The organism is Enterobacter sp. SES19, assembly GCF_011765665.1.
Lineage (GTDB): Bacteria > Pseudomonadota > Gammaproteobacteria > Enterobacterales > Enterobacteriaceae > Enterobacter > Enterobacter pseudoroggenkampii.
Genome location: NZ_CP050320.1, coordinates 4,669,697 through 4,692,806, shown reverse-complemented (window position 1 = coordinate 4,692,806; position 23,110 = coordinate 4,669,697). Strand labels below are relative to the sequence as shown.

Genomic DNA, 23,110 nt, shown 5'->3' with positions numbered 1-23,110 from the left:
GGAGATGGGCTAAAAGTTTCCACGGCAACTACCCCCGGCGCTTGTCACGCCGGGTAAAACAACTTTATTAAACGCTGTAGTACAGTTCGAACTCAACCGGGTGTGGCGTCATACGCACACGGTCGTTCTCTTCAATACGCAGGGCGATGTAAGCGTCAATCGCTTCATCAGTGAACACACCACCTGCAGTCAGGAACTCGCGGTCTGCGTCCAGCGCCTGCAGGGCTTCTTCCAGAGAGCCAGCAACCTGTGGGATCTCTTTCGCTTCTTCTGGCGGCAGGTCGTACAGGTTTTTGTCCATCGCTTCGCCCGGGTGGATCTTGTTCTTAATACCGTCCAGACCGGCCATCAGCAGTGCTGCGAAGCACAGGTATGGGTTAGCCGCTGGATCCGGGAAGCGCACTTCGATACGACGTGCTTTAGGAGACGCCACCACAGGAATACGGATAGAAGCAGAACGGTTACGTGCAGAGTAGGCCAGCATCACTGGCGCTTCGTAGCCCGGGACCAGACGCTTGTAGGAGTTAGTGGTTGGGTTCGCCAGGGCGTTGATCGCTTTAGCGTGTTTGATAACACCACCGATGTAGTGCAGCGCCTGCTCGGACAGACCGGCATATTTGTCGCCAGAGAACAGGTTGGTACCGTTCTTGGACAGAGACATGTGGCAGTGCATACCGGAACCGTTATCGCCAAACATTGGTTTAGGCATGAAGGTCGCGGTTTTACCGAAACGGTGCGCAACGTTGTGCACAACGTATTTGTAAATCTGAATCTCATCCGCTTTCTTGGTCATGGTGTTAAAGCGGGTAGCGATTTCGTTCTGGCCAGCAGTCGCCACTTCGTGGTGGTGCGCTTCAACAACCAGGCCCATCTCTTCCATGATCATACACATGGTAGAACGGATGTCCTGTGAAGAATCGACCGGAGGAACCGGGAAGTAACCGCCTTTCACGCCAGGACGGTGACCTTTGTTACCACCTTCGTATTTGGTGGAAGAGTTCCATGCGCCTTCGATGTCATCGATAGCCACGTGGGAACCAGAAATTGAAGCGCCGAAACGGATGTCGTCAAACAGGAAGAACTCTGGCTCTGGTCCGAACAGAACGGTGTCTGCGATGCCGGTAGAACGCAGGTACTCTTCAGCACGTTTTGCGATAGAACGTGGGTCACGGTCGTAGCCCTGCAGCGTGCCTGGCTCGAGGATGTCACAACGGATGATCAGGGTTGGTTCTTCGAAGAACGGGTCAATGAGCGCAGTGGTCGCGTCCGGCATCAGAACCATGTCGGATTCGTTAATGCCTTTCCAGCCACCAATGGAGGAGCCGTCAAACATTTTGCCTTCTTCGAAGAATTCGGCGTTCACCTGATGAGCAGGGATTGTGACGTGCTGTTCTTTACCTTTGGTATCGGTGAAGCGCAGATCAACAAACTTCACTTCATGTTCGTTCAGCATCGTCAAAACGTGTTCAGCGGACATACTTAACTCTCCAGATTGGTCATTGTCGTCGTGGTAACGAGGTCTTCAATTTCTGTTTGTACTGGCTGGTGCCATGTATTTTTTATAAAGCGAAATCTGTGCCAACTTTTAAAACACCCCAAAAAGGCGTTATCATGCGCACCATAGTGCAAAAGGGCTGCACCACGATGGATTTGTTGCACCAGTATAGTGCTTCAATGTGAACATTGAGCACCATATTGGTGCAATTTACGTTAAAGAGCCCTTTTACCGCTCCGTGAAAGCGATCACAAAGCATCCCTGCATGACTTGTTTGCGGGGGATGTTTGTGATCCTGTTTTGTAGTGCGATTAATCCGTGTACAATAACGCGCTATTTCTAAATGCCTGAGGCAAAGTTGTGATCGAAAATTTGCGTAACATCGCCATCATCGCGCACGTAGACCATGGTAAAACTACCCTGGTTGACAAGCTGCTGCAGCAATCCGGTACGTTTGATGCGCGTGCCGAAACCCAAGAACGCGTGATGGACTCCAACGATTTGGAGAAAGAGCGTGGGATTACTATCCTCGCGAAAAACACCGCGATTAAATGGAATGACTACCGTATCAACATCGTTGATACCCCAGGGCACGCCGACTTCGGTGGTGAAGTTGAACGTGTAATGTCCATGGTAGACTCCGTTCTGCTGGTCGTTGACGCAATGGATGGCCCAATGCCACAGACGCGCTTCGTGACCAAAAAAGCTTTTGCCCATGGTCTGAAGCCAATCGTTGTTATCAACAAAGTTGACCGCCCTGGCGCGCGTCCTGACTGGGTTGTTGACCAGGTCTTCGACCTGTTCGTTAACCTCGACGCGACCGACGAGCAGCTGGACTTCCCTATCGTTTACGCCTCTGCGCTGAACGGTATCGCAGGTCTGGACCACGAAGACATGGCTGAAGACATGACCCCGCTGTATCAGGCGATTGTTGACCGTGTTCCTGCGCCAAACGTCGATCTTGACGGTACCCTGCAGATGCAGATCTCTCAGCTCGACTACAACAACTACGTTGGCGTAATCGGCATTGGTCGTATCAAGCGCGGTAAAGTGAAGCCTAACCAGCAGGTTACTATCATCGATAGTGAAGGCAAAACCCGTAACGGTAAAGTTGGTAAAGTGCTGACTCACCTGGGTCTTGAGCGTATCGAGAGCGACATCGCTGAAGCGGGCGACATTATCGCTATCACCGGTCTGGGTGAACTGAACATCTCCGACACCATCTGCGATCCGCAGAACGTCGAAGCGCTGCCAGCCCTGTCCGTTGATGAACCAACCGTATCCATGTTCTTCAACGTCAACACCTCTCCGTTCTGTGGTAAAGAAGGTAAGTTCGTTACCTCTCGTCAGATCCTTGACCGCCTGAACAAAGAGCTGGTGCACAACGTTGCGCTGCGCGTTGAAGAAACCGAAGACGCTGATGCATTCCGCGTTTCGGGTCGTGGTGAGCTGCACCTGTCTGTTCTGATCGAAAACATGCGTCGTGAAGGTTTCGAAATGGCGGTTTCCCGTCCGAAAGTAATCTTCCGCGAAATCGACGGCCGTAAACAAGAGCCGTTCGAAAACGTGACGCTGGACGTTGAAGAGCAGCACCAGGGTTCTGTGATGCAGGCTCTGGGTGAGCGTAAAGGCGACCTGAAAAACATGAATCCAGATGGCAAAGGCCGCGTACGTCTCGACTACGTGATCCCAAGCCGTGGCCTGATCGGCTTCCGTTCAGAGTTCATGACCATGACCTCCGGTACCGGTCTGCTGTACTCCACCTTCAGCCACTACGACGACGTTCGTCCGGGCGAAGTGGGCCAGCGTAACAACGGCGTGCTGATCTCCAACGGTCAGGGTAAAGCGGTTGCGTTTGCGCTGTTCGGTCTGCAGGATCGCGGTAAGCTGTTCCTGGGTCACGGTGCTGAAGTTTATGAAGGCCAGATCATCGGTATTCACAGTCGTTCTAACGACCTGACCGTAAACTGCCTGACCGGTAAGAAACTGACCAACATGCGTGCGTCCGGTACTGACGAAGCAACGGTTCTGGTTCCACCGATCAAGATGACTCTGGAGCAGGCTCTGGAATTCATCGATGATGACGAACTGGTAGAAGTGACTCCACAGTCAATTCGTATCCGTAAACGTCACCTGACCGAGAACGATCGTAAACGTGCTATGCGCGGTGCGAAAGAAGACTAATACGGTCAATCCGTAGGCCGGGTAAGCGTGAGCGCCACCCGGCAACTAAAAAGCCGCTGATCTCTCTGCGGCTTTTTTATTCGATGATCGCCAGAATTCTTCATTACCTGGGGCGTTATGTCCCGAAGCTATCTCTTTCCTGCGAAATTCACGGATTAGGGTAACTCTGCTCCATTTATCACGAACACCCGATCTGCCGATGAAATCGTGGTTTCGCGATGCGCGATAATAATCCTGGTGATGTTCATCTCCTGTATAGACTGATTGACCTGACTTTCACTGGTTTTATCAAGGTGGCTGGTCGCCTCGTCCATGAATAAGATACCCGGTTTGCGGTATAATGCCCGGGCAATATAAATCCGCTGTTTTTGACCGCCGGACAACCCTTCCCCAAGTTCACCAATCAGTGTCTCGTAACCCATTGGTAGCTTTAAAATGTCATTATGAATATGGCTTGCGATAGCGCATTGCACCATCCACTGCTCGTCAATGTCAGGCCGAAAACCGGCGATATTCTCTTTGATTGAGCCTGAAAACAGCTTATCTTCCTGCATGATACAGGCAATGCGTTCAGCATAATGCTCGAAACCAAGTTGCTTAATATCAATGCCATTAATTCGGACGCAGCCGTTCGACGGTTCGAATAAACCGCACAACACTTTCATCAAGGTGCTTTTACCTGAACCCGATACGCCCGTAATAGCAATACTCTCTCCGGCATGAATGGTCAGATTCAGTTTGCTGAAGATAGGGTCAGCATGGTTATCATAACGGTAAGTCAGATCCTGAGTTTCGAGCGTTAAGGCTCCGTGTGGTAAACGCAGCGGGCTGGTGGCCGTTGAAGAAGATGCTTCCTGCAGCGCAATATCGGCAACGCGTTCATTGTGTAAGTTGATGATCTTCAGCTGAATGATAAAGTTGATCAGGGCATTTATTCGGTCATAGAACTGACTCCTGAAGGTGTTAAATGCGATAAACATACCGATGGTTAAATGACTATCCATCATCAGCCTGCCGCTAACCCACAGGATAACAATTTGGTCGCAGGCGGCGATAAAAGAGACGACGCCACCAAAGAAAAGATCCATTCGCGTCAAACGAATGCCTGTATTGACCTTATCTGAAAAAAGATTAAACCAGTTATTGATTCTCAGGTCAGTCATCCCCTGAATCTTAATCGTCGCGATACCGTACAGGGTTTCCATAAAATAAGAATTAAGGCGTGCTTCCTTGATTAACTCTTCTTCGGATAGCTGGCGATAGTATCGATAGGTAGCAAACCGAATGAAGGTGTATATTGCGGTAAAAGAGACCACTATCATGCTGAGCTGCAGGTTGTATAAAAACATCATTACCAGCAAACCCATGAGCATTAGCGTATCAATAATGCTACCAGTCAAACCTGTGGTAAAAGTGGCCCGTATAACATCAAGCGAGTGGAAGCGAGACTGAATGTCCCCCAGTTTGCGTCTTTCAAAATAGGTGGTCGGTAGCTTAATAAGGTGAGAAAAGAGGCTAAAACTCCACTGGACGTCGATGAGTGTTCCCAGTATCAGCGTGGTCCAGGAGCGTATGACACTGACCGTCAAACGTAACAGAATCAGAATAAACAACCCAAGACAGATGATATTAAGTAAACCGTAATCTCCGGATGCAATCACATTATCCGTGACTAATTGTGTCCCCACTGGCATTAGCAGGCTGATCAACTCAATCACCAGCGATAAGAAAAATACCTTCGTCAGTGAAGTTATCAGTCCATTGATATTCTTTAATAACGTGGTCGCTTTTAACCTGTTTTGCTTCTTTTGAACTGAGAAAGTGGTTCCCGGCCATACCTCAAGCACAACACCAGTAAAATGTTGGGACAATTCGGGCATGCTAATCACCCGTCGTCCAAACGCAGGGTCGTGGATCACCGCGCTGTTCTTATCGACCTTAATCAGTACGACAAAATGGTTAAAATCCCAATGCAATATGCAGGGCTTACGCACGTCATGTAATTCCTGAAGGTCCACGGACAATGCGCGTGACGACATCTCCAGTTCACTGGCAATTGCTTTTATCGCATTGAGGTTGACCCCACGTGATGACAAATTGAATTGTTGCCGGAGTTGCAGTAGATCCACCTGCTTGCCATAAAAACTGCATATCATTGAAAGACAGGCCAGGCCACATTCGGACGCTTCGGTTTGAAAGACAACTGGGATGCGTTTAAATATTTTCAGATCCAACTTGCGCAGCAGCGTCTCAAGTGTATAAAGATTATTCATTACCTGCGTCCGTTACGCTCATTTTCATTTCGTAAAATGGCGATAATAACCACTCATAGATATGTCTCTTTTCAAGGAAAAGAGAAATCTGCGCTTTGGCTCCATGGCTCAGTGAGAGTTGTTTTCCATGAACTTGCACAGACTGTAGGTCAGGTTTGATCATGATTTTGTACCAGGACTTTTTATCGTCATAGAATTCATGTGCGATGGTCTGCTTTGACAGGAGTTCTGGCTTCGATGCCGGAAGCCTGGATATTGCTGATATTGATGCCCTGAACTGACCAAATTTTTCATAAGGAAAGGCGTCGTAACTAACATTAACGCGCTGGCCAATCGCCAGATAAGGAAGAACTTCATCCGGAACCCAGGTTTCGAGATAGCATGGAGAATGGATATTCTGCTGAACTCGCGCCAGTACATCGCCTGCGCCGATCATCTTACCTTGCGCCGTATTGATGGAGTCGATTAAGCCATCGGCTGTTGCCACGATGACATAATTACCTTCCGCTTCTGTATTTAACTTTTCTTTTTGCAGTTCGTATATTTTTTGCTCAAGCTGGTAAATCTGTTGGTCATAATCAGCGCTCTGGGACTGGATTTGCTGATTGAGCGCATCGATCTGAACCTGGTCCTGTGATTTTCTGGCGACCAGGTCAGAAACATTGCTCTGCTGTTGGTAGAGTAGTGCGTTTTGGCTACTCATCTGGTCTTTGGTGACCAGACCTTTTTCCTGATAACCACGGTAATCGTTAACGTTCTTCTCAATCTGATGCAGTTCCCGCTCAGCCTGCACCAGTAGCCCAGATGAGGTATTAAAACTGGACTGATAATGATCTTTTTGAGTCGTCAGCGCGTTGAGCGTACGGTTTTTCGAAGAGTTCAAATTTGCCATCATTACGCTGATACTCTTTATCTGTAGCGCGATCTCCTTTTTTTTATTCTCATCAACCAGGCCTGATTGCGTCGATACACCCGAATGAATGAGAAAGAGAGCATCACCTTTTTTTACGCGATCGCCTTCATTAACAAAACTCTGCACGACTGTACCCTGCATTGATGCAGAGATATTCACTGAGCCAGGGAAAGTGGTTATTTCACCGTGAACGATGACGCGACGGGTGTAGGAACCTTTGGTAATAAAAATAGAAATGGAAGCAATAAAAAAAATGCTGAGCAATATGATAAGAGCAAAAGGGATGCCCGGCAGAAGAACAGCTTTCCCTTCCCACCGTGTACTCTGATATTCAATAGCTTCCTTGCGAAACATATCTGGCCTCCTGCGGGGTGGAAATAGCCGCCAAATATCAGCGGCTATGAGTTATAATGGTTCAGGAATTAATGTCTACCGTGATCATTACCCTGGCGGCCACCGCCACTTTTCGAACCACCATTACCTTTTGATGAACCACCGCTTTTACCACCAACGTTAACCGAGCAACCACCGCTAAAGGATGTGCTTTCAGAGTGAGAACCATCTTTGTTAGTGGTGCTGGTGTGAGAATAGCTGCCATTACAACCAGCGCTACCACCACCGAACATCCCACCAATCGCACTACCGATAGAACCCCACATTCCTGCACCGCTGACGTTACTTAATTCACTTTCATTGAGTTCACGCATTATTAATTTTCCTTGCAATAGTGAGCAAAAGGTATACCCATAATATCCATAGACTTTTTCCATACCATTTCACCATCCGTGAATGAAATGTTTTTTACGCCAAAACGCGTAAAATCCTTTTCGCTGTACGTCGACAGACCTGTGTCTGGATCACCAATATTTTCTTTTTGCCCGCAAAGTGGCATCATCCATGACACATTTATATCTTTGTAGAATGCTTTATCCGTTTTTCTTATTTCTGAGAAAATGCGATCTGTTATCGTTGTGTCTGTATTGATTTCTCCGTTAACCGTAGTTGTTAACTTATTGTCATCAGAATTAGGCGACCCATGGAAACCAATAATGGAACCATAGTTGATGATTTTGTTTTTTGCCGCTGGGAAAAGATAGTTAGCACAGGAAGAAAGGCATAATCGCCTGACCTCAATGTTAATGTCTTTATCATGAATAACTTGTGCTATTTTTATTGCAGTTTCGACATCGCCACCACCACTGTTTATGGATATCGTTCTGACAGGGATAAGGTTTTTTCTGATAAGCCCCACAATGATTTTGTCATCATCTTTGGATATGTTTCCGTCGATATATAACGTATCAAAAACGAGATGGGTTGAAAGTTTTGGTTCAAGCCCTTGCTTCACAATCAGTTGGCTAGAGAGTTGATATAAAATATCTCTGCTGGCTTTTTTAAATCGGTAGGCATTGTATGAATAAATAGCGAATGCGCAGAGTATTGCTATTAATACGGCACTGAGGACGTATCCCTTTTTAATCTTCACGAAAGTGCAGCTCCATGTGTAAAGTAATGTAAACTTAGCATTATAAAAAAGAAGATAAATAGAGTATTTGTATCTAAATGTAAATTTAAGTAAAGTAAACTTGTTGCAATTTCTCGCAAAGCCGCGAGAAATGGGATTGCCATGGAAAAAACTGGGGGAATATGGTGATGAGAAAAAGCTTATGGAAGCGTTTTTCTATAATTTTTTGCAAAATGAACTAAAACGTATATCTTCGCAAAAACGCACTTAAATAAAACTCATCCCAGCCTATCGCCCGAAAGCCAATATCATCTTCCCGGGCTAAATTTTTGTTCTTCATACTGCTCCCTCTCAGCTGAATCTCGTGCATAGCCAAACTTTATCTTTCCCGCTACAGTTACCTCTCCACGGCGAGCAGGAGATAAACATGCTTTATATCTTTGATTTAGGAAACGTCATCGTCGATATCGATTTTAATCGCGTGTTGGGTGCATGGAGCGACTTTAGCCGCGTGCCGCTGGCAACGTTAAAGCAAAATTTCGCGATGGGCGAGACCTTCCATCAGCATGAACGCGGCGAGATCGGTGATGAGGAATTCGCGGAACGTTTCTGTCAGGAGATGGATCTACCGTTAAGCTACGAGCAGTTTTCCCACGGCTGGCAGGCGGTATTTGTCGCCATTCGGCCTGAGGTGATCGACATCATGCACAAACTGCGCGAACAGGGGCATCGGGTCGTTGTGCTATCAAATACCAACCGTCTGCACACGACGTTCTGGCCTGAGGAATACCCTGAAGTTAAGGCGGCGGCAGATAAGATCTATCTTTCGCAGGAGATGGGTATGCGTAAGCCTGAAGCGCGAATTTACCAGGCTGTTCTGCAGTCAGAGGGATTCACCGCGGCCGATGCGGTCTTTTTCGATGACAACGCCGATAATATAGAGGGAGCTAATCAGTTGGGTATCACATCAATTCTGGTGACCGGAAAAGAGACGATACCAAACTACTTCGCGAAGCAGCTATGCTAAAAACCGTTCATCAAAAAGCCACGCACCATACTCGCCCGCTGCGGGCCTGGCTGAAACTGCTCTGGCACCGTATTGATGAGGACAATATGACCACGCTGGCGGGTAACCTCGCCTACGTGTCGTTGCTCTCATTAGTACCGCTGGTGGCGGTTATCTTTGCCCTGTTTTCCGCCTTTCCGATGTTTGCGGACGTCAGCCTGCAGCTTCGTCATTTTGTCTTCGCGAATTTCATTCCTGCAACCGGGGATGTCATCCAGAACTACATTGAGCAGTTTGTCGCCAATTCCAGCAAGATGACGGCAGTGGGGGCATGCGGGCTTATCGTCACCGCGCTGCTGTTGATGTACGCCATCGATAACGCGCTGAACACGATCTGGCGGAGTAAAAAAGCACGGCCAAAGGTCTATTCCTTTGCCGTGTACTGGATGATCCTCACGCTGGGGCCGCTGCTGGCTGGGGCGAGCCTGGCGATCAGTTCGTATCTCCTTTCCTTGCGCTGGGCGAGTGATTTAAACGGCGCTATTGATAATGTGCTTCGCATCTTTCCGTTGATCCTGTCGTGGCTCTCGTTCTGGCTGCTCTATAGCGTCGTACCGACCACGCGCGTGCCTAACCGTGATGCTGTCGTGGGGGCGCTGGTGGCGGCGTTGCTCTTTGAGCTCGGTAAGAAAGGGTTTGCCCTCTACATCACCATGTTTCCGTCCTATCAGCTGATTTACGGCGTGCTGGCGGTGATCCCCATTTTGTTTGTCTGGGTCTACTGGACCTGGTGTATCGTCTTGCTTGGTGCTGAAATAACTGTCACTCTCGGTGTATACCGCGAACTTAAAAAAGCAGCAGCAGCTGAAAAACAACAAGAAGCAGACCAACCATGATTGCATTGATACAGCGCGTAACCCGTGCCAGCGTCACCGTGGAGGGAGAGGTGACGGGTGAAATTGGCCCAGGACTTTTGGTGTTGTTAGGTGTCGAAAAGGATGACGACGAACAAAAAGCCAACCGCTTATGTGAGCGCGTGCTGGGCTATCGTATTTTCAGCGATGCGGAAGGCAAGATGAACCTGAACGTTCAGCAGGCGGGCGGCAGCGTGCTGGTGGTTTCCCAGTTTACGCTGGCAGCGGATACCGAGCGCGGCATGCGTCCGAGTTTCTCTAAAGGCGCCGCGCCGGATCGTGCAGAAGCACTTTACGAGTACTTTGTTGAGCGTTGTCGCCAGCAGGAAATGAATACGCAAACCGGACGATTCGCTGCAGATATGCAGGTGTCGCTGGTGAACGATGGCCCCGTCACATTCTGGCTCCAGGTATGAGCATACTTACGGCATGGCCGCGGGTAACAAGAGAGAGTACAGCTATGTATCACCTTCGAGTACCGCAAACGGAAGAAGAGTTAGACGCTTATTACCAGTTCCGCTGGGAAATGCTGCGCAAGCCACTGCATCAGCCAAAAGGCTCTGAACGCGACGCCTGGGACGCGATGGCCCACCATCAGATGGTGATGGACGAAGAGGGTAACCTCGTCGCCGTCGGGCGTTTGTATATCAACGCCGATAACGAAGCGTCTATTCGCTTTATGGCGGTTCATCCCTCCGTGCAGGACAAAGGTCTGGGGACGCTAATGGCGATGACCCTGGAGTCCGTCGCCCGTCAGGAAGGCGTTAAGCGCGTCACCTGTAGCGCCCGCGAAGATGCCGTAGAATTCTTTGCCAAACTTGGTTTTGTGAATCAGGGGGAGATCACGACCCCGCAAACCACGCCGATTCGTCATTTTTTGATGATCAAACCCATCGCCACGCTGGACGATATTCTGCATCGCGCCGACTGGTGCGGACAGCTCCAGCAGGCCTGGTATCAGCACATTCCGCTCAGTGAAAAAATGGGCGTGCGTATTCAGCAGTACACCGGACAAAAATTTATTACCACCATGCCGGAAACCGGCAATCAGAACCCGCACCACACGCTGTTTGCCGGCAGCCTGTTCTCACTGGCCACGCTCACCGGCTGGGGGCTGATCTGGCTGATGCTGCGCGAGCGCCATCTGGGCGGCACCATCATTCTGGCCGATGCTCACATCCGCTATAGTGCACCGATCAGCGGCAAGCCGAGCGCGGTGGCCGATCTGGGGTCACTGGGCGGCGATCTGGACCGTCTGGCACGTGGCCGCAAGGCTCGCGTCCAAATGCAGGTTGAACTGTTTGGCGATAAAACACCGGGCGCGGTGTTTGAAGGCACCTATATCGTTCTTCCGGCGAAGCCCTTCGGCGCGTATGAAGAGGGTGGGAACGAGGAGGAGTAATCTCCTGTTCACTCTTACCGGGCGTGCTGAATTCGCCCGGCGATATCCCGCATAACATCTCGCGCTGACTGGCTGATGCCGCCAAGCTGAAAGAAGCCATGGATGACGCCCAGCCAGCGCTGAGCGGTACACTTCACACCCTGCTCAGTCAGATGCTGATACAACATTTCTCCCTCATCGCACAGCGGATCGTACTCTGCGGTAATGATGTGCACTGGCGGAAGCCCGTAAAAATCATCGCGCCACATCGGGCTCGCTTCGGGATGCTGACGGTCAGTTTCTGCGAGATACATTTCATACCCGCTGAGCAGAGTATCCCGGGTGATAACGTAATCCGTGCCATTGAGGGCATAGCTTTCAAAACTGGCGGTGGCGTCGAGCATGGGGTAGATAAGAATAAGCTGTGCGGGTTTCCATCGCCCTTTCGCGTTGAGCCGCAATGACGTTACCAGCGCAAGATGTCCCCCCGCGCTGTCTCCACAAAGGGTGAGCCGGTTCCTGTCGACGCCTAATTTGTCCGCATATTGCCATACCAGCTCAGCACCTCTTTCCGCATCGTCATGTGCGGCGGGGAAAGTATGCTCCGGCGCCAGCCTGTACTGAATCGCAATCACCCGACAATTGCCGTAGCAGGCTAACTGACGGAGTTGGTTGTCATGGGTATCAAAGCCGCCGCTGATAAAGCATCCGCCGTGGTAGTAGATGGCAGCAGGCAATATTTCAGGTGCATTGAGAGGTGAAAATACCCGAATGGTAAGACCCTCAAGAACAAGCGTCTCCACCTGAACGCGCGTTTCTGTCTCCCCGGCAAGCCCCGTGCTGGCAATATAGCCTGCTCGTCGCACCTCAATGCTCTGGCGACGTGACGAGGGTCGCCCTGCAGCGATAAATCCCTGAACCAGCTGTGCAATACCCTGTTCCAGCGCCATGAAAATTCCCTTTTACTGTATGGATGAACAGTTTTATAGCCTGGTTTGATTCAAAAGAAAACAAGAATATTGTTGAGGGCAACAAGCTGGAAAGCGCCTCGCAAAGGCGATAACGCGTCTCTCAACGAGAATGGAGGGTATCTGGCATGAAAGGCGGCGGGTCTTGCTGTCGAATTACAGGCCGGGCAAGCACGCGCTGCCCGGCACTGTCACAGGGAATTACTCCCCTTCACCCGGAAACAGGAACGGGTTGATTGAGCTGCGGGCAAAGCCCTCCTGCTCCATCTTCGCGTCCAGAATCAGCGAGGCAAGATCGTCGGCCACCGCTTCGACTTTCGGGTCTTTTTCCTGATACAGAATCTTCAGGTAAGTGCCGCAGTCGCCGCAGCTTTCGGCTTTCACCGCCGCGTCTTCATTTTCCAGCGACCAGTAGTTCAGATCGCGGGTCTGCTCGCAGTTGCTGCACTTGATGCGCACCACGTGCCACTCGGTTTCACACAGGTTGCAGTGCAGGTAGCGCAGCCCCTGCGTGGTGCCGATTTGCACCATGCTGGAGACCGGCATAGAGCCGCAGACCGGGCAGAACTGGCGCGCCTCGCCGTATTCGGCGCGCGCTTTACCCGGGATCAGGCTCGCCATTTGCGCCCAGTAAAGCGACAGCGCAGCCCAGATAAACGGCGCTTTATCGCTACTGACCAGCGAGAAGTCAGAGGCAAACAGCGCGCTCGCCATCTCTTCCAGCTCTTGTTCGGACGCTTTTTCCAGATTCTCAATGACCGCCAGCGCGGTACCGCTCATCTCCGGCTTCAGCTCGGCAATGAGCGAATGCAGCAGCTTCTGCCAGTGCTTATCGCGCGGCAGGACGTGAATGTCCAGCGGTGGCTTGCCCTGCGCGTTGGCTTCTTTGATGCGCGCGGTCAGGTCCATTTGCAGGGGATGGTCGTACAGCACCACTTCCTGCGCGTGGGCGACCAGCGCGGCGAAGCGCAGAAAATCGCCCAGCGGGTTGTTCTCTGCCAGCTCGCGCAGACGCTCTGCGCGGCGGTTGTAGAGGTTCTTGAGTCTGGGGAATAACAACGGCGGAATATAATCCGCCGTGCGTTTCTCGCTCGACCCCAGCTCATCTTGCGGGATTATGCGAATACTCATTCAGATGACTTTTCCTGTTTCTGGCGGACTTCACGGTACCAGCGCGGGTGATGCTTCTTCGCCCACGTACTGGTTACCCATCCTTCCACCATCGCGGTAATGGTGCCTTTCACCCAAAGGGCGGCGTAGATATGCACCATGATAACCACAATTAACGCCACTGCGGCAAATGAATGCAGCATCAGCGCGAATCGGATCACCGGGATTGAGAAAGCAGGCGCAAAGTACGGACGCCAGATGATCACGCCGCTCACCAGCAACAGGACCAGGAAGATAATCGCCGCCCAGAATACGCATTTCTGGCCGAAGTTATAACGCCCGGTATCACCCACTTCCTCGTTGACGACGATCTTACGAATATTCTTCGCCCAAAAGATATCATCCCGATTGATTAGGTTATGGTGCCAGTAGCGGAAAAACATGATGATGAACGACGCGAACATAATGACGCCCACAAACGGGTGCAGGATGCGCGCCAGCTGTGGTGTCCCCATGATCTGCATCAGCCAGTTGAAGGACGGGAAGAAGAACCCCAGCCCGCTTATCGCCGCCAGCATGAAGCAGAAGGCGGTGACCCAGTGGTTGATGCGTTCCGGCGCGGTGTAGCGCACGATGGTGTCACGTTTTCTCATTTGCGCACCTCGTCTTTCTCTTCATGCAGGTTGTCGTCTTCCTCTTCCGCGCGGTTCGGACCAACGCCGACGTAGTGGAAGATGCTCGCTGCGAAGGTGGCAGCAAAGCCCACCGCTGCCAGCGGTTTCCAGATGCCTTTCCAGAACTTCACGGTGGCGCTGATTTCCGGGTTCTCCGGCAGGCCGTGATACAGGTTCGGCTTGTCGGCGTGGTGCAGCACGTACATCACGTGCGTACCGCCAACCCCGGCCGGATCGTACAGGCCCGCGTTGTCGTAACCACGGGTCTTCAGCTCGCCCACGCGTTCTGCCGCCAGCGTTTTCATATCCTCTTTGGAGCCAAAGTGGATCGCGCCGGTTGGGCAGGTCTTCACGCATGCAGGCTCCTGGCCGACGGTAACGCGGTCCACGCACAGGGTGCATTTGTAGACGCGGTTGTCTTCCGGGTTCAGGCGCGGTACGTCGAACGGACAGCCCGCGATGCAGTAGCCGCAGCCGATGCACTGTTCGGACTGGAAGTCGACGATGCCGTTGGCATACTGAATGATAGCCCCTTCTGACGGACATGCCTTCAGGCAGCCCGGATCCGCACAGTGCATACAGCCGTCTTTGCGGATAAGCCATTCCAGTTTGTCGTTCTGCTCCACTTCCGAGAAACGCATCACCGTCCAGGACTTGGCGGTCAGGTCTGCCGGGTTGTCGTACACCCCGACGTTGTGACCCACTTCGTCACGCAGGTCGTTCCACTCAGAGCAGGCCACCTGACAAGCTTTACAGCCGATACAGGTCGTCACGTCGATAAGCTTCGCCACTTCCTGCTGGTGGTCCCGCGCCTGAGGCGCGGGCGTGAAACCGTTAGTCGCGGAACGACGGATAATGTCTTGAGATTGATAAGCCATAAGTCGTCTCCGTTACACCTTTTCCACGTTCACGAGGAAGGCCTTAAACTCCGGCGTCTGCGTGTTCGCATCACCGACGAACGGCGTCAGGGTGTTCGCAATGAACCCTTTCTTCGCCACGCCCTCATAACCCCAGTGAATCGGAATACCGATGGTATCCACCTGCTGACCGTGAACGTTCAGCGTGCGAATACGCTTGGTCACCACCGCCTTGGCTTTAATGTAGCCGCGGTTAGAGGAGACCTTCACGGTATCGCCATGGGCAATCCCGAGCTTGTTCGCCAGCTTCTCGCCGATCTCCACAAACTGTTCCGGCTGCGCGATGGCGTTAAGCAGCGCGTGCTTGGTCCAGTAGTGGAAGTGCTCGGTCAGACGGTAGGTGGTACCCACGTACGGGAACTTGTCTTTTTTACCCAGCGCTTCGAAATCGCCCTTAAAGATACGGGCTGCCGGGTTAGAGACCACGTTCGGGTGCAGCGGGTTGGTGCCCAGCGGCGTCTCAAACGGCTCGTAGTGTTCCGGGAACGGACCTTCCGCCATCTTATCGATAGCAAACAGGCGTCCCATCCCTTCAGGCTGCATGATAAACGGCCCAACGTCGCTGCCCGGTGCGGCAGTGCTGTAGTCCGGAATATCCACGCCGCCCCATTTCGCACCGTCCCACTTCAGAAGCTGACGCTTCGGATCCCACGGGTTGCCCTGCGGGTCAGCGGATGCGCGGTTATAGAGGATGCGGCGGTTAAGCGGCCATGCCCATGCCCAGCCCAGCGTATTGCCGAGGCCCGACGGATCGGCGTTATCGCGGTTGGCCATCTGGTTGCCCTTCGGCGTCCAGCTACCGGCAAAGATCCAGCAGCCGCTTGACGTGGTACCGTCATCGCGCAGGTGGGCGAAGGTACTAAGCTGATCGCCTTTCTTCGCTAGTACGGTGCCGGTGGCCGGGTCGATAACGTCCGCCAGCGCCTTACCGTTGCTCTCCATCGCCACTTCTTCTGGCGCAGGGTTTTCCGGCGTCGAGTAGTTCCAGGTCATGTTCAGGACCGGTTCCGGGTTCGCGCCGCCTTCTTCCGCATACATCTTACGCAGGCGCAAGAAGATACCGGCCAGGATCTCGCCGTCGTTCATGGCGATGCCCGGGGCGTCCGCGCCTTTCCAGTGCCACTGCAGCCAGCGTCCGGAGTTAACGATAGACCCGTTCTCTTCCGCGAAGCAGGTAGACGGCAGACGGAACACTTCGGTCTGAATCTTCGACGGATCGACGTCGTTCGATTCACCGTGGTTCTGCCAGAAGGTTGAGGTTTCGGTATTGAGCGGGTCAATCGTCACCAGGAACTTCAGCTTCGACAGAGACTCAACAACCTTGTTCTTGTTCGGGAACGAGGCCACCGGGTTAAAGCCCTGGCACAGATAGCCGTTCACTTTGCCCTGGTGCATCATCTCGAAATACTGCAGAACGTCGTAGCCTTTGTCCCACTTCGGCAGCCAGTCAAAGCCCCAGCTGTTTTCCGCCGTCGCTTTATCGCCAAAGAAGGCTTTCATCATGGAGACGAAGAACTTCGGATAGTTGCCCCAGTAGTTTACCTGGCCTTCGAGCAGCGGTTTCGGCGTACTGGCCGTCAGGTAGGTTTGCAGATCGGTCTGTTTCTCGCTTGGCAGGTTCATGTAACCCGGCAGGCTTTGAGACAGCAGGCCGAGGTCGGTCAGACCCTGAATGTTGGAGTGACCGCGCAGGGCGTTCACGCCGCCGCCTGCCATCCCCATGTTGCCGAGCAGCAGCTGAACCATCGCCATGGTGCGGATGTTCTGCGCGCCGATGGAGTGTTGCGTCCAGCCGAGGGCGTACAGGAACGACGCGGTTTTATCTTTCGCGCTGGTTTCGGCGATCAGCTCGCACACCTTCAGGAAGTCCGCCTTCGGCGTACCACAGATGTTTTCGACAACCTCCGGCGTGTAGCGGGAGACGTGCTCTTTCAGCAGGTTCCACACGCAGCGCGGGTGTTGCAGGGTGGTGTCGCGCTTCGCAAAGCCTTTCTCATCCAGCTCGTAGTTCCAGCTGGTTTTATCGTACTTGCGTTTTTCGGCGTCGTAACCGCTGAACAGGCCATCTTCGAAGTGGTAATCCTCACGCACGATCAGGCTAGCGTTGGTATAGGCTTCGGTGTATTCGCGGTTGTATTTTTCGTTGGTCATCAGGTACAGCAATACGCCTGACAGGAAAGTGATGTCAGTACCTGAACGAATAGGGGTGTAGAAATCCGCCACTGACGCAGTACGCGTAAAGCGGGGATCGATCACAATCAGTTTCGCACCGTTGTGGATTTTGGCTTCCATCGCCCAGCGGAACCCGACAGGGTGCGCTTCAGCGGCGTTACCGCCCATCACCACAATGAGGTTGGCGTTCTTGATGTCGACCCAGTGGTTGGTCATCGCACCGCGACCAAATGTTGGAGCAAGACTTGCTACCGTTGGTCCGTGTCAGACACGCGCCTGGTTGTCGACCGCGAGCATACCGAGTGCGCGCGTAAATTTCTGGGTTAAATAACCGGTTTCGTTGCTGGAAGCAGAGGCACACAGCATCCCGGTGGAGAGCCAGCGGTTGACCGTAACGCCGTCGGCGTTCTTCTCAACAAAGTTGGCATCGCGGTCTTCTTTAATGTGTTTTGCGATGCGATCAAACGCCTCTTCCCAGCTGATTTGCTGCCATTTGTCGGAGCCAGGCGCGCGATATTCAGGGAATTTGAGGCGGCTTTCGGAGTGGATAAAGTCCACCAGACCGGCCCCTTTCGGGCACAATGCGCCGCGGTTGACCGGATGATCCGGGTCGCCTTCGATATGGAAAATAGACGCTTTGGCGTTTTTAGCACCGTCGCCGAGGCTATACATTAACAGCCCGCAACCGACAGAGCAGTACGTACAGGTATTACGGGTTTCACGGGTGCGCAGCAGTTTATACTGCCGCGTTTCCGCCAGCGCTACGCCGGGCGCAAAGCCCAGTGCCGCTGCCGTGGTGCCTGCCATACCGCCAGCGCAGATCTTAAAGAACTGCCTTCTGCTGACCTGCATGGGTCACTCCTTGTTTCGACATTGCTTACATATGTAGTTTTGACTTCGCGGTTGAAGAATGACCGCAAAGGAGAAAAATTTGCGTTAATCCCTCAATTCCACGAGGGATATCATCAGAATACCACATTGTCGGTACCGCTGTTCTAATGGCGTTAATACAAAGTGAACGTATTATCACCATGTTGATTATAAAGTGTGATATTGATCACATTAACAGCTCTGCATGTTAAAGCGGTGTAGCCGGTGGCAGGTTGCACCCCTGCTAAATGAGTAGGAGAATGGTTGTCGAAAAGTTGATCCATACTATGCGTAACGCCTGTGGATTATGCTGCAATAGCAGGCTCACCTCCGTGGTTGTTCAGGAATACCGCTGTGTCTAAACAAAACCGTGCTCCCCACTCGTCACCACTGCCTGCGGGCATTGTGGAACTGTCGGTACACAGACCGCCCCACATCACCCATGCCACGCCGGATTTTCTGGCGGAAGAAGTGCCCGTTGCGCTCGTTTACAACGGTATCTCGCATGTCGTGATGATGGCTTCGCCAAAAGATCTTGAGCTGTTCGCCATCGGTTTTTCCCTCTCGGAAGGCATCATCGAGCATCCGCAAGACATCTACGGCATGGACGTGGTGCAGGCCTGCAACGGTCTCGAAGTGCAAATAGAACTCTCCAGCCGCCGCTTTATGGGGCTGAAAGAGCGCCGCCGCGCGCTGGCCGGGCGTACCGGCTGCGGCGTCTGTGGCGTTGAGCAACTCAATGATATTGGTAAACCCGTTGCGCCATTGCCGTTTACTCAGACCTTTAATCTGGCTCACCTCGACCATGCGCTTGAGCACCTGAACGATGTTCAGCCCATCGGCCAGCTGAGCGGCTGTACGCACGCGGCGGCATGGGTGTTGCCGTCGGGAGAGATTGCCGGTGGGCATGAGGACGTTGGCCGCCATGTGGCGCTGGATAAGCTGCTGGGGCGCCGGGCGCGTGAAAGTGACGTCTGGCAGCAGGGCGCGGCGCTCGTTTCCAGCCGGGCCAGCTACGAGATGGTGCAAAAGTCCGCCATGTGCGGTGTGGAAATTTTGTTCGCGGTGTCGGCGGCGACCACGCTGGCGGTGGAGGTAGCGGAGCGCTGTAACCTGACGCTGGTGGGCTTCTGCAAGCCGGGAAGGGCAACCATTTATACCCATCCACAGCGATTAAAACTTAATCAATAATTTTGAATAATAATAGCAAATCCTTCCGCTTTTAGTTGTTCATGATGAGGTCTAGTATTTATCTCATCAAGGCACGGTGCCTTACCTAAACAACTTAATGAAAGGGTTTATATTATGAAAAGCATCAAAACTTTTGTCGCTGTAATCGCTCTGGCTACTTCTTTCGGTTCTTTCGCTGCTCAGACCGTGACCGCAACCGCGTCAACCATTGACGGCGCAGAAGCGAAAATCGCGGCTCAGGCTCAGGAAGCCGGCGCGTCATCTTACAAAATTACCCAGGCGTTCTCAGGTAACCGCGTACACATGACCGCTGAACTGACGAAATAAGCTGTCACACCGTCGAAAGAGCGCCCCCGGGGCGCTTTTTTAGTTTATGCCCGCCACGCGCAGCAGCGCGGTTACCACTGCCGCCGCCACGATCACCACAATTAACGGCATTTTCCGCCAGGCCAAAAACACCGCAAACGCCACGCCCAGCACGCGCGCCATGCCTGCGAAATGTTCGCCTTCATAAAACGTCGTCGCCAGCGCCACGGAAAAAAGCAGCACTGTTGCCGCGTCCGAAAGCAGCGCCTGAGAGCGTTCTGACAGTGCCAGCCTGCTGCCCAGTTTCGCCCCGCCAAGACGCATCAGGTACGTTCCCGCAGACAAAATGGCGATGCCGAGAATAAAAAACGTCATATTTCCCATTATTTTTTCCTCGCAGCAAGACCCAGTAAAGAGAGCAGCACCGGTAATCCTACCGGGGCAAACGGTACGGCAGCCAGTGAAAGCGCGGCCCCGCTGCAGGCGCGGATTAGCGTGGTACGGTTTTTAAATGCGGGAACCACCAGCGCCAGCAATATGGCCGGAAATACCGCGTCCAGGCCGATGGTCTCCGGGTCAGGTAACAGTTTGCCAACCATTGCACCCAGCAGCGCGCCGAGCGGCCAGACGATGGCGACGCCTAAGCCGCACAGCCAGTAGGCGGCCTTCCGCTGCTCGGCGGTTTTTTGCGACAGGCCAAACACCACGCTTTCGTCGTTCATAATGTGGCAGCCCAACAGGCTCAGACCGCGCTTGCCTACCAGTTCACGCACCGTCACGCCAAACGGCACGTGCCGCGCGTTGACCAGCAACCCCGCGGCTGCGGCTGCCAGCGGGTTACCGCCGCTTGCCACAATGCCGATAAACATAAACTCTGACGCGCCCGCGAGTACGGTGATGGAGAGTACAAACGGTACCCAGACCGGGAAACCGTAGGCCATCGCCAGGGAGCCGTAGGACATCCCGACCACGCCCACCGCGAGGCAGACCAGGATAATTGCTTTTATGGTGTCGCCTTTTAGGCAAGAGAGATGATGCTTCATACAATTTTAGCCATATCGAACGTGTATCCATTATAATGAACGCAACGAAACTGATTTTCAAGACGAACGATTCGTTCGTTTTATAGAACAAGAGGCCGTTATATGACGCAGCCGATCAGCCTGATCGCCAAAAGTCTGGTGCGAGAACGCCAGCGAACCGGGCTTTCACTGGCGGAAATTGCCCGCCGTGCCGGGATCGCAAAATCCACCCTTTCCCAGCTGGAGTCCGGCAACGGTAACCCTAGCCTGGAAACGCTGTGGTCGCTTTGCGTGGCGCTGGATATTCCTTTCGCCCGCCTGCTTGAGCCGCAGTTGCCGACCACACAGGTGATCCGCCGCGGTGAAGGGACGAAAGTGGTCGCCGGACAGGCTAATTACGAGGCTATTTTACTGGCCGCATGCCCGCCCGGCGCGCGCCGCGATGTTTATCTTCTGATGACCCAGCCGGGTGCAGACCGTATTTCACAGCCGCATCCGCCGGGCTCGGTTGAGCATATCATTGTCACGCAGGGACGGGCGCTGGTTGGCCTGCTTGACGCGGCGGAAGAGCTCGGCGCAGGGGATTACATTTGTTATCCCGCCGACCAGCCGCACATCTTTAAAGCCCTGGAGCCAGACACTTACGCGCTGCTGGTGGCGGAACAAAACTAACCCGACAATGCTGTCGTCTTCGCGGCAGCATCTTCCGTTAACCTCCTGAGTGAATTACCCATTTTAGCTTTTGTCAGAATGTGAATAACCTTATAAAAACTACGGCATTGATAATCATTTTCAATATCATTTAATTAACTATAATGAACCAACTGCTTACGCGGCATTAACAGCTGTGCCGCCCGACAATAATGGAGAGGATTATGAGTTATACACTGCCATCCCTGCCGTATGCCTACGACGCACTGGAACCGCATTTCGACAAGCAGACGATGGAAATCCATCACACTAAACACCACCAGACCTATGTGAACAACGCGAACGCCGCGCTGGAAAGCCTGCCAGAGTTCGCTAACCTGCCTGTTGAAGAGCTGATCACCAAGCTGGACCAGCTGCCAGCGGACAAGAAAACCGTGCTGCGTAACAACGCGGGCGGTCACGCAAACCACAGCCTGTTCTGGAAAGGCCTGAAAACTGGTACCACCCTGCAGGGCGACCTGAAAGCGGCTATCGAGCGCGACTTCGGTTCTGTTGACAACTTCAAAGCGGAATTCGAAAAAGCCGCTGCAACCCGCTTCGGCTCCGGCTGGGCGTGGCTGGTTCTGAAAGGTGACAAACTGGCGGTGGTTTCTACCGCGAACCAGGACTCCCCGCTGATGGGTGAGGCGATCTCTGGCGCATCCGGCTTCCCAATCCTGGGTCTGGACGTGTGGGAACACGCTTACTACCTGAAATTCCAGAACCGTCGCCCGGACTACATCAAAGCCTTCTGGGACGTGGTGAACTGGGACGAAGCAGCAGCGCGTTTCGCCGCTAAAAAATAAGGTTGCATTGACGCCTGTGAGAAGCGAGTCTGATGGCTCGCTTTTTTTGTATCTGCGTAATGGAGGCAGCGATGCATTACCCGGTGAACGTGTTTACAGGCAAGGTAAGGGAGTACGACGGCAGCCGCCCGAGCGCCATCGCCAAAATTCAGGTCGACGGTGAGCTGACGTTAACCGACCTTGGGCTTGCGGGCGACGAGCAGGCCGAAAAGAAGATCCACGGTGGGCCCGAGCGCGCACTGTGCCACTACCCGCGCGAGCACTATCAGCACTGGAAAGCCGAATTCCCCGAACAGGCGGATCTGTTTGTCGCGCCCGCGTTCGGTGAGAACCTCTCGACCGAAGGGCTGACCGAGCAAAACGTCTTTATCGGTGATATTTACCGCTGGGGCGATGCCCTGATTCAGGTGACGCAGCCACGCTCGCCGTGCTTCAAGCTCAACTTCCATTTCGGCATTCATGACATGTCGGCTCAGATGCAAAACGCGGGTAAAACCGGCTGGCTGTACCGTGTAGTGCTGGCTGGGCAGGTGTCAGCGGATGCGCCGCTTGAGCTGGCATCACGCCTGAGTGAAGTGTCTGTTTACGACGCCTGCGCCATTGCCTGGCATATGCCGTTTGATGACGAGCAGTATCATCGCCTGCTGTCGGCGGCGGGGCTATCGACCAGCTGGACGCGCACCATGCAAAAACGGCGGCTCAGTAACAAAATTGAAGACAATGCCCGTCGGTTATGGGGTAAATAGGTTTCTC

22 protein-coding genes are annotated in these 23,110 nt (G+C 52.9%); 10 read left to right on the top strand and 12 right to left on the bottom strand.

From position 1 onward, the window contains the following. Positions 1 to 67: 67 nt before the first annotated feature. Positions 68 to 1,477 carry a glutamate--ammonia ligase gene (gene glnA / locus GXP72_RS22435; RefSeq protein ID WP_024909217.1) on the bottom strand — a complete coding sequence of 470 codons (1,410 nt, stop codon included), beginning with the start codon at positions 1,475 to 1,477 and terminating at the stop codon, positions 68 to 70. Positions 1,478 to 1,855: 378 nt separating this feature from the next. Here glnA and typA point away from each other — a divergent pair, with 378 nt between their 5' ends. Then, positions 1,856 to 3,679, top strand: coding sequence for a ribosome-dependent GTPase TypA (gene typA, locus GXP72_RS22430; protein WP_023331638.1), 1,824 nt, complete (start codon positions 1,856 to 1,858; stop codon positions 3,677 to 3,679). A gap of 155 nt (positions 3,680 to 3,834) precedes the next feature. Here typA and GXP72_RS22425 read toward each other — a convergent pair whose 3' ends face one another. From GXP72_RS22425 to GXP72_RS22410, 4 genes are all read right to left on the bottom strand, one after another. Next, on the bottom strand, positions 3,835 to 5,952 hold the full coding sequence (locus tag GXP72_RS22425) for a peptidase domain-containing ABC transporter (protein WP_090420824.1): 2,118 nt from the start codon (positions 5,950 to 5,952) through the stop codon (positions 3,835 to 3,837). After that, entirely contained in the window at positions 5,945 to 7,219 is a 1,275-nt protein-coding gene (locus GXP72_RS22420) for an HlyD family secretion protein (protein WP_208763362.1), read from the bottom strand. The genes GXP72_RS22425 and GXP72_RS22420 overlap by 8 nt, the downstream gene beginning before the upstream one ends. Positions 7,220 to 7,287: 68 nt before the next feature. Further along, positions 7,288 to 7,572 (bottom strand): hypothetical protein, encoded by a 285-nt coding sequence (locus tag GXP72_RS22415; RefSeq protein ID WP_023309759.1) that lies wholly within the window; start codon positions 7,570 to 7,572, stop codon positions 7,288 to 7,290. 2 nt (positions 7,573 to 7,574) lie between these two features. Continuing rightward, positions 7,575 to 8,351: a hypothetical protein gene (locus GXP72_RS22410; protein ID WP_208763361.1), complete on the bottom strand. Its 777-nt coding sequence runs from the start codon at positions 8,349 to 8,351 to the stop codon at positions 7,575 to 7,577. A gap of 406 nt (positions 8,352 to 8,757) precedes the next feature. Between GXP72_RS22410 and yihX the strand changes: the two genes are divergently transcribed. Genes yihX through fabY form a run of 4 tightly spaced genes read left to right on the top strand, consistent with a single transcriptional unit; the run spans position 8,758 to position 11,652 of the window. Further along, entirely contained in the window at positions 8,758 to 9,357 is a 600-nt protein-coding gene (gene yihX, locus GXP72_RS22405; RefSeq protein WP_090420827.1) for a glucose-1-phosphatase, read from the top strand. Further along, on the top strand, positions 9,351 to 10,232 hold the full coding sequence (locus GXP72_RS22400) for a virulence factor BrkB family protein (protein ID WP_208763360.1): 882 nt from the start codon (positions 9,351 to 9,353) through the stop codon (positions 10,230 to 10,232). Before yihX ends, GXP72_RS22400 begins: the two co-directional genes overlap by 7 nt. After that, the gene (gene dtd, locus GXP72_RS22395; protein ID WP_008501836.1) at positions 10,229 to 10,666 is read left to right on the top strand and encodes a D-aminoacyl-tRNA deacylase; all 438 of its coding nucleotides are present in this window, start codon (positions 10,229 to 10,231) and stop codon (positions 10,664 to 10,666) included. Before GXP72_RS22400 ends, dtd begins: the two co-directional genes overlap by 4 nt. Positions 10,667 to 10,710: 44 nt before the next feature. Further along, positions 10,711 to 11,652, top strand: a complete 942-nt coding sequence (gene fabY / locus GXP72_RS22390) for a fatty acid biosynthesis protein FabY (RefSeq protein WP_023309755.1) — start codon at positions 10,711 to 10,713, stop codon at positions 11,650 to 11,652. Between the two features lie 14 nt (positions 11,653 to 11,666). Here the strand turns inward: fabY and GXP72_RS22385 are convergent, their stop codons facing one another. From GXP72_RS22385 to fdnG, 5 genes are all read right to left on the bottom strand, one after another. Beyond that, the gene (locus GXP72_RS22385) at positions 11,667 to 12,581 is read right to left on the bottom strand and encodes an alpha/beta hydrolase (RefSeq protein ID WP_090420834.1); all 915 of its coding nucleotides are present in this window, start codon (positions 12,579 to 12,581) and stop codon (positions 11,667 to 11,669) included. A 219-nt stretch (positions 12,582 to 12,800) separates the two neighbouring features. Next, the gene (gene fdhE / locus GXP72_RS22380; protein WP_008501833.1) at positions 12,801 to 13,730 is read right to left on the bottom strand and encodes a formate dehydrogenase accessory protein FdhE; all 930 of its coding nucleotides are present in this window, start codon (positions 13,728 to 13,730) and stop codon (positions 12,801 to 12,803) included. Beyond that, positions 13,727 to 14,362: a formate dehydrogenase cytochrome b556 subunit gene (gene fdoI, locus GXP72_RS22375; RefSeq protein WP_008501832.1), complete on the bottom strand. Its 636-nt coding sequence runs from the start codon at positions 14,360 to 14,362 to the stop codon at positions 13,727 to 13,729. Before fdoI ends, fdhE begins: the two co-directional genes overlap by 4 nt. Beyond that, positions 14,359 to 15,261 (bottom strand): formate dehydrogenase subunit beta, encoded by a 903-nt coding sequence (gene fdxH, locus GXP72_RS22370; protein WP_008501831.1) that lies wholly within the window; start codon positions 15,259 to 15,261, stop codon positions 14,359 to 14,361. Before fdxH ends, fdoI begins: the two co-directional genes overlap by 4 nt. 12 nt (positions 15,262 to 15,273) lie before the next feature. Further along, positions 15,274 to 18,324 carry a formate dehydrogenase-N subunit alpha gene (fdnG, locus tag GXP72_RS22365; protein WP_090420837.1) on the bottom strand — a complete coding sequence of 1,017 codons (3,051 nt, stop codon included), beginning with the start codon at positions 18,322 to 18,324 and terminating at the stop codon, positions 15,274 to 15,276. A gap of 372 nt (positions 18,325 to 18,696) precedes the next feature. Here fdnG and fdhD point away from each other — a divergent pair, with 372 nt between their 5' ends. Next, complete coding sequence (fdhD, locus tag GXP72_RS22360; protein WP_208763359.1) at positions 18,697 to 19,533, top strand: formate dehydrogenase accessory sulfurtransferase FdhD; 837 nt, start codon at positions 18,697 to 18,699, stop codon at positions 19,531 to 19,533. A gap of 114 nt (positions 19,534 to 19,647) precedes the next feature. Then, on the top strand, positions 19,648 to 19,860 hold the full coding sequence (locus GXP72_RS22355) for a DUF1471 domain-containing protein (RefSeq protein WP_023309747.1): 213 nt from the start codon (positions 19,648 to 19,650) through the stop codon (positions 19,858 to 19,860). 39 nt (positions 19,861 to 19,899) lie between these two features. Here GXP72_RS22355 and GXP72_RS22350 read toward each other — a convergent pair whose 3' ends face one another. Both GXP72_RS22350 and GXP72_RS22345 read right to left on the bottom strand, forming a co-directional pair. Next, positions 19,900 to 20,223 (bottom strand): AzlD domain-containing protein, encoded by a 324-nt coding sequence (locus tag GXP72_RS22350; RefSeq protein WP_024909205.1) that lies wholly within the window; start codon positions 20,221 to 20,223, stop codon positions 19,900 to 19,902. Beyond that, positions 20,223 to 20,882 carry an AzlC family ABC transporter permease gene (locus GXP72_RS22345; protein WP_023333870.1) on the bottom strand — a complete coding sequence of 220 codons (660 nt, stop codon included), beginning with the start codon at positions 20,880 to 20,882 and terminating at the stop codon, positions 20,223 to 20,225. The genes GXP72_RS22350 and GXP72_RS22345 overlap by 1 nt, the downstream gene beginning before the upstream one ends. Before the next feature lie 102 nt (positions 20,883 to 20,984). Between GXP72_RS22345 and GXP72_RS22340 the strand changes: the two genes are divergently transcribed. The 3 genes from GXP72_RS22340 to yiiM all read left to right on the top strand — a co-directional run bounded on the left by GXP72_RS22340 (position 20,985) and on the right by yiiM (position 23,103). Continuing rightward, positions 20,985 to 21,533: an XRE family transcriptional regulator gene (locus GXP72_RS22340; protein WP_208763358.1), complete on the top strand. Its 549-nt coding sequence runs from the start codon at positions 20,985 to 20,987 to the stop codon at positions 21,531 to 21,533. Between the two features lie 203 nt (positions 21,534 to 21,736). Beyond that, positions 21,737 to 22,357, top strand: coding sequence for a superoxide dismutase [Mn] (sodA, locus tag GXP72_RS22335; protein ID WP_003861999.1), 621 nt, complete (start codon positions 21,737 to 21,739; stop codon positions 22,355 to 22,357). A 71-nt stretch (positions 22,358 to 22,428) separates the two neighbouring features. After that, positions 22,429 to 23,103 (top strand): 6-hydroxyaminopurine reductase, encoded by a 675-nt coding sequence (gene yiiM, locus GXP72_RS22330; protein ID WP_208763937.1) that lies wholly within the window; start codon positions 22,429 to 22,431, stop codon positions 23,101 to 23,103. The last annotated feature ends 7 nt before the right edge of the window (positions 23,104 to 23,110 follow it).

Bases quoted from the DNA above. Each gene is read 5' to 3' on its own strand.
- glnA (WP_024909217.1), bottom strand. From the start codon at position 1,477: ATGTCCGCTGAACACGTTTTGACGATGCTGAACGAACATGAAGTGAAG.
- GXP72_RS22425 (WP_090420824.1), bottom strand. From the start codon at position 5,952: ATGAATAATCTTTATACACTTGAGACGCTGCTGCGCAAGTTGGATCTG.
- GXP72_RS22420 (WP_208763362.1), bottom strand. From the start codon at position 7,219: ATGTTTCGCAAGGAAGCTATTGAATATCAGAGTACACGGTGGGAAGGG.
- GXP72_RS22415 (WP_023309759.1), bottom strand. From the start codon at position 7,572: ATGCGTGAACTCAATGAAAGTGAATTAAGTAACGTCAGCGGTGCAGGA.
- yihX (WP_090420827.1), top strand. From the start codon at position 8,758: ATGCTTTATATCTTTGATTTAGGAAACGTCATCGTCGATATCGATTTT.
- GXP72_RS22400 (WP_208763360.1), top strand. From the start codon at position 9,351: ATGCTAAAAACCGTTCATCAAAAAGCCACGCACCATACTCGCCCGCTG.
- dtd (WP_008501836.1), top strand. From the start codon at position 10,229: ATGATTGCATTGATACAGCGCGTAACCCGTGCCAGCGTCACCGTGGAG.
- fabY (WP_023309755.1), top strand. From the start codon at position 10,711: ATGTATCACCTTCGAGTACCGCAAACGGAAGAAGAGTTAGACGCTTAT.
- GXP72_RS22385 (WP_090420834.1), bottom strand. From the start codon at position 12,581: ATGGCGCTGGAACAGGGTATTGCACAGCTGGTTCAGGGATTTATCGCT.
- fdhE (WP_008501833.1), bottom strand. From the start codon at position 13,730: ATGAGTATTCGCATAATCCCGCAAGATGAGCTGGGGTCGAGCGAGAAA.
- fdoI (WP_008501832.1), bottom strand. From the start codon at position 14,362: ATGAGAAAACGTGACACCATCGTGCGCTACACCGCGCCGGAACGCATC.
- fdxH (WP_008501831.1), bottom strand. From the start codon at position 15,261: ATGGCTTATCAATCTCAAGACATTATCCGTCGTTCCGCGACTAACGGT.
- GXP72_RS22355 (WP_023309747.1), top strand. From the start codon at position 19,648: ATGAAAAGCATCAAAACTTTTGTCGCTGTAATCGCTCTGGCTACTTCT.
- GXP72_RS22350 (WP_024909205.1), bottom strand. From the start codon at position 20,223: ATGGGAAATATGACGTTTTTTATTCTCGGCATCGCCATTTTGTCTGCG.
- GXP72_RS22345 (WP_023333870.1), bottom strand. From the start codon at position 20,882: ATGAAGCATCATCTCTCTTGCCTAAAAGGCGACACCATAAAAGCAATT.
- GXP72_RS22340 (WP_208763358.1), top strand. From the start codon at position 20,985: ATGACGCAGCCGATCAGCCTGATCGCCAAAAGTCTGGTGCGAGAACGC.
- sodA (WP_003861999.1), top strand. From the start codon at position 21,737: ATGAGTTATACACTGCCATCCCTGCCGTATGCCTACGACGCACTGGAA.
- yiiM (WP_208763937.1), top strand. From the start codon at position 22,429: ATGCATTACCCGGTGAACGTGTTTACAGGCAAGGTAAGGGAGTACGAC.